Source organism: Kitasatospora sp. NPDC002965 (assembly GCF_040611255.1).
GTDB lineage: Bacteria > Actinomycetota > Actinomycetes > Streptomycetales > Streptomycetaceae > Kitasatospora.
The window spans coordinates 1-5,277 of record NZ_JBEXNT010000249.1; the positions used below are offsets into that span (position 1 = coordinate 1).

The following is a 5,277-nucleotide window of genomic DNA, read 5'->3' on the forward strand; positions in this document are numbered from 1 at the left end:
CCCGACACCCCCGTCGTCACCCTCGACGCCCGACGCCGGGACAGCGCCAAGAGCGCCCTCATCACCCTCGTCGAACACGCCCTCCTCGCCCGCCTCCGCTGAGCGGAACCCGCAGGTCGGCAGCCCCGGCGCCCCGCTGTCACGGCGGAGCGCCGGGGCCTGTCCGCTTGCGGGGAGATGTCGTCCGGACGCCGCGCGCAAGACCCCCGCATAAGCGGCGGATAACAGTTCGGTAGGCATTTCGTGATCAACAATGACTGTTTGTAGCGAATCAGCATCACTCAGCGCCAGAAGACCACAGTTTTACACCGTCATGTCGGTGAATGTCCCAATTGCGCCCTGCATGGCGCTGACCGGCAGCTGTTTGTCCCCCATCCCTGCACGTGCTGAAATTCCAGCTACCCCTGCATCCATATCGGCCACCGCTCCCCGGAGCGGACGGGCCTCCAGGGGTAGCGCTGGATTGATCCATGGCCGGCTGTCGGCCGAGAGGTAGTTGTCGAGTGAGGCGTAAGCAGCAGGTCGCCCCGCAGCGGCGCTCCGAGCCCCGCCAGAGCGAGCCGAACGGCACCGCACCGGACCCGGCGGGGTTCTCGGCGTTCACGCCGACCGAGGAACGGCCACCGGCCGCCCCCACACCACAGCAGCCGGGTCCCGCCAGGGACCGCACGGGCGGCTCCGGCGCGGACGACACCGGCGGCAAGGGCGGCAGCCGGTACGACTTCCTGCGCCCGCGCAACTGGCGCGTGCCGGCCCGTCTGATCGCGATTCTGCTGATCCCGGTCACCATCGGCCTGATCTTCGGCGGTCTGCGCGTCAACACCTCGTTCGACGGCTTCATCAAGGCCGACCGCGCCCAGCGGACCGCCACCCTCGCCAAGGCCGCCACCGAGCTGGCCGAGGCGCTGGAGAGCGAGCGCGACAAGACCCTCATACCTCTGCTCACCAAGCAGGACCCGAACAACGAGGTCACCAAGGCGCGCTCGACCACCGACGCCGCCCTCAAGGCCTACTACGCGGCCTACGAGGCCAGCGACAAGTCCGGCGAGCTCCCGCGCCGCCACGACGCCTTCCAGGGCGTCGTCGTCGCCCTGCCGCACCTGCGCGCCAACGCCTACAGCCCGGACCTGTTCGCCTCCGCGACCACCTCCGCGTACTCGGTGATGCTGGCCCCGCTGCTGGCCTACGACAACTCGGTCGGCCTCGGCTCCTCCAACCTCACCAGCAAGGGCCGCTCGATCTACGCCATGTCGCTGGCGAAGGCCTCCGCCTCGACCCAGCGCGCGCTGATGCTGCACCTGCTGGTCGGCATCTCCGCGGGCGCCACCACCCGGTACGAGAACGCGGACCTGATCCAGCAGCTGCTGGTCGCCCAGCGCCTGGAGCACACCGCGCTGTCCGAGTTCAACACCGGCAGCGCCCCCGAGGACGCCCGCCGCTACTCGGACGCCCAGGTCGCCCAGGCCAACGCCGACCAGCGCGCCGCCTACCGGATGCCCAACGGCACCGCCCCCACCATGCAGGGCCTGCTCAACCTCGGCGCCGCCTACAGCCAGGCCGCCGCGATCGGCCAGGCCCAGGGCAAGGACGCCGCGGACCGGGCGTACAAGGAGGCCAAGGACTCCGGTCTGACGCCGGAGAACTGGAACCAGGCCGCCAACACCCACATCACCAGCCTCCGCGCCACCGAGGTCGTGCTGCTGGACGACGTGCTCCAGGACGCCGCGGCGCTGCGTGACAACGCGCGCTTCGACGCCGTCCTCAACGCGCTGATCGTGCTCGCGTCGCTGATCCTCGCCGGTGTGCTCACCGGCTACGTGGCCCGCTCGATGATTCTCGGCATGCGGACCCTGCGCAACGCCGCCCTGGAGATCGCCGACCACCGTCTGCCCGACCTGGTCGAGAAGCTCTCCAAGACCGACCCCGACCGGGTCGACACCAACATCAACCCGATCCCGCTGCACGGCAAGGACGAGATCGGCGAGGTCGCCCGGGCCTTCGACCAGGTCCACCGGCAGGCGGTCGCACTCGCCGCCGAGCAGGCGCTGCTGCGAGGGAACGTCAACGCGATCTTCACCAACCTGTCGCGCCGCAGCCAGGGCCTCATCCAGCGCCAGCTGGCGCTGATCACCGACCTGGAGAACAACGAGGCCGACCCGGACCAGCTGGAGAACCTCTTCAAGCTGGACCACCTCGCGACCCGTATGCGCCGCAACGGCGAGAACCTGCTCGTCCTCGCGGGCGAGGAGGCCGGCCGCCGCTGGAACACCCCGGTCCCGCTGGTCGACGTGCTCCGCGCCGCCGCCTCCGAGGTGGAGCAGTACGAGCGCGTCGAGCTCTCCGGCATCCCCGAGGCCGAGGTCGTCGGCGCCGCCGTGACCGACCTCGTCCACCTGCTCGCCGAGCTGCTGGAGAACGCCACCTCGTTCTCCAGCCCGCAGACCCGGGTGCTGGTCAACGCCACCCGCCTGCCGGACGGCCGGGTGCTGGTCGAGATCCACGACAAGGGCATCGGCCTCACCGCCGAGGACTTCGCCGAGATCAACGAGAAGCTGGCCGAGCCGCCCACGGTCGACGCCACCATCTCCCGCCGCATGGGCCTCTTCGTGGTCGGCCGGCTCTCCCAGCGGCACGACATCCGCGTCCAGCTCCGCCCGTCCGGCGAGTCGGCCGGCACCACCTCGCTGGTCATGATGCCGCCGTTCCTGACCCACATGGCCGCGGCGCCGGAGCCGGAGGAGCAGTTCACCGTCTCCCGGATCTTCGCCGACCAGGAGCCGACCGCCGACTGGGCCGCCCCCGGCCGGGACGAGGCCCGCAGCGCCGCCGAGCTGGGCTTCGACGACCACCTCACCGGCACCGGCAGCGCCGGCTCCTCCGGCTTCAGCCCCGCCCTGGAGGCGGTCCAGCGCTCGCAGCGCCTGGACCAGGTCCGCCGGGCCGCGCTGGAGGTCGGACCGCAGTCCGGCCAGGAGCCGCCGGTGCTCGACGCCGAGGTCGACGACGAGTACCCCCCGTACGGTCGCCGCAACGACGAGGTCTACGGCCAGGACGGGCAGTACCCGCAGCAGGGCTACGACCAGACCTACGCCGACGACCAGTACAACTACGGCCAGGACGGGTACGACGGCAACGGCTACCAGCAGGACGGCTACGACCAGTACCCGCAGCAGGGCTACGACCAGTCCGGCTACGGCGACGACCAGTACGGCCGGCAGGAGTACCAGGACCAGGGCCAGGACCTCCAGGTCCAGGGCCAGGGCTACGACGGGTACGACGGCTACGGCTACCAGCAGGACGGCCAGGGGGCCGAGGAGGCCCCGGCCGGCCACCCCTACGCCCCGGAGCAGCCCGCGCTGCCCGCCGCCGACCCCGCCCCCGCCACGCTGGCGTCCGGGCTGCCCCAGCGCCGCCCCGGCCAGCAGCTGGCCGGCGGCGGGTTCCCGTCCGGGCCGGCCGACGCCGGTCAGGGCGGCGAGAGCCCGAACTGGTTCGCCGGTGCCAAGGACACCTCCGCGCCGGCCGAGCCGCGCGGCCACGAGGTGTCCGCGCTCGGCGGGTACGGGCCCACCGGCCCGACCGGCGCGGGAAGCGCCGCCTGGCAGTCGCCCAACGACGGCAACTGGCAGCGCGCCGAACAGCTCCGCGAGCCCTCTTCCAGCGGCACCACCCCGTCCGGACTCCCCCGGCGGGTACCCAAGCAGAACCTGGTGGCCGGCAACGCCAAGCCCACCCCACAGGATGGGCCGCAGGTCTCCCGTTCGCCCGAGGAGGTCCGTGGACGTCTCACGAACCTGCGCCGCGGTGTCGAGCAGGGCCGTAGCGCAGGCGGCACCGGAAGCTTCCGGATCGACCCCGATCAGGTAGACCAGTCCGGCAACGGACAGCAGAATCGCAGCACCGATCTCTTCGGCGGCTCGAACCACCAGGAGCGTTGAGTTGAGTCAGATGAGCCAGGCCGCACAGAACCTGAACTGGCTGATCACCAATTTCGTGGACAACACCCCTGGGGTGTCGCACACGGTGGTGGTCTCCGCGGACGGCCTCCTGCTGTGCATGTCCGAAGGGTTCCCCCGCGACCGCGCCGACCAGCTCGCCGCCGTCGCCTCCGGCCTCACCTCCCTCACCACCGGCGCCAGCCGGATCTTCGAGGGCGGCGAGGTCAACCAGACCGTCGTCGAGATGGAACGGGGCTTCCTCTTCCTGATGGCCGTCAGCGACGGCTCGGCACTCGCCGTCCTGGCCGCCCCCGACTCCGACATCGGTCTCGTCGGATACGAGATGGCCCTGCTCGTCGACCGGGCCGGCGCCGTCCTCACCCCCGCACTCCGCGCAGAACTCCAGGGCAGTCTCCTGCACTGACGGACCGTCGGATACCGTCCTGGTATTCGAAGCACCTCCGCGCCCGTCCCGGGCCCGCTTCGGCGGGCTCGGGATCGGACGTAGTACGGCCTTCGCACCACCGGCTCAGGACCAGTGCCCGAGCTCGCACCGCACCGCCGCACCCTGTGAGGAGAGGATCCGTGACACCGCCCGACGACCGCAGCGGCCAGTACGGCGTTCCGTACCCTGGCACAGGCCATGACGCCTTCGGAGCACCCGGCGTCGGCCACGGTCAGCAGTACGGCCAGCCGCTCCACGGCCAGCACGACCAGCACTACGGACAGCCGCAGTACGGCGGGCCGTACCCGCCGGGGCAGTACGACGAGTACGGCCGGCCCCGGCAGCCGCAGCCCTCCTACGACGCGCCCCCCGCGGGCTACCCGAGGCAGGACGGGACGGCCGGCCAGCAGCCCGGCCCCGGCCTCGGGGGCCGGTCGGCCGTCGGGCACCAGGGCGGCCGGTCGGCCCAGCGGCCCGGGCACGCTGACGAGTTCGACGACGAGCAGGACTCCGGCCCGCTGATCCGACCGTTCGCGATGACCGGCGGACGGACCCGGCCCCGCTACGAGCTCGCCCTGGAGGCGCTCGTCTCGGCCGACGTGGATCCGCAGCGCCTGGCCACCCTGCTCCCCGAGCACCAGCGGATCTGCACCCTGTGCACCGAGGTGAAGTCCGTGGCCGAGGTGTCGGCGCTGCTCTCCCTTCCGCTGGGAGTGGCCCGCATCCTCGTGGCCGACCTGGCCGAGGCCGGCCTCGTCGCCATCCACCAGCCCGCTTCCGGCGGCGAATCCGGAAACCAGCCCGACGTCACGCTGCTCGAAAGGGTCCTCAGTGGACTTCGCAAGCTCTAACGCGGCCGCCCCCACCCGCGCCACCACCTCCGCGAAGATCGTC

The 5,277-nt window shown here is 71.7% G+C and carries 3 protein-coding genes and 1 pseudogene; all 4 read left to right on the plus strand.

Annotated features, from left to right (window positions below; genetic code table 11):
* Nucleotides 1-102, plus strand: a pseudogene (locus tag ABZY91_RS41180) (ATP-binding protein); the annotation flags it as partial.
* A gap of 401 nt (nucleotides 103-503) precedes the next feature.
* On the plus strand, nucleotides 504-3,938 hold the full coding sequence (locus ABZY91_RS41185) for a nitrate- and nitrite sensing domain-containing protein (protein WP_355409282.1): 3,435 nt from the start codon (nucleotides 504-506) through the stop codon (nucleotides 3,936-3,938).
* 10 nt (nucleotides 3,939-3,948) lie between these two features.
* Nucleotides 3,949-4,362 (plus strand): roadblock/LC7 domain-containing protein, encoded by a 414-nt coding sequence (locus tag ABZY91_RS41190; RefSeq protein WP_043468791.1) that lies wholly within the window; start codon nucleotides 3,949-3,951, stop codon nucleotides 4,360-4,362.
* A 161-nt stretch (nucleotides 4,363-4,523) separates the two neighbouring features.
* Complete coding sequence (locus tag ABZY91_RS41195) at nucleotides 4,524-5,234, plus strand: DUF742 domain-containing protein (protein ID WP_329947346.1); 711 nt, start codon at nucleotides 4,524-4,526, stop codon at nucleotides 5,232-5,234.
* Nucleotides 5,235-5,277: the final 43 nt, after the last annotated feature.

What these genes read in the sequence shown, in the direction of transcription:
- ABZY91_RS41190 (WP_043468791.1), top strand. Translation starts at nt 3,949, where the DNA reads ATGAGCCAGGCCGCACAGAACCTGAACTGGCTGATCACCAATTTCGTG.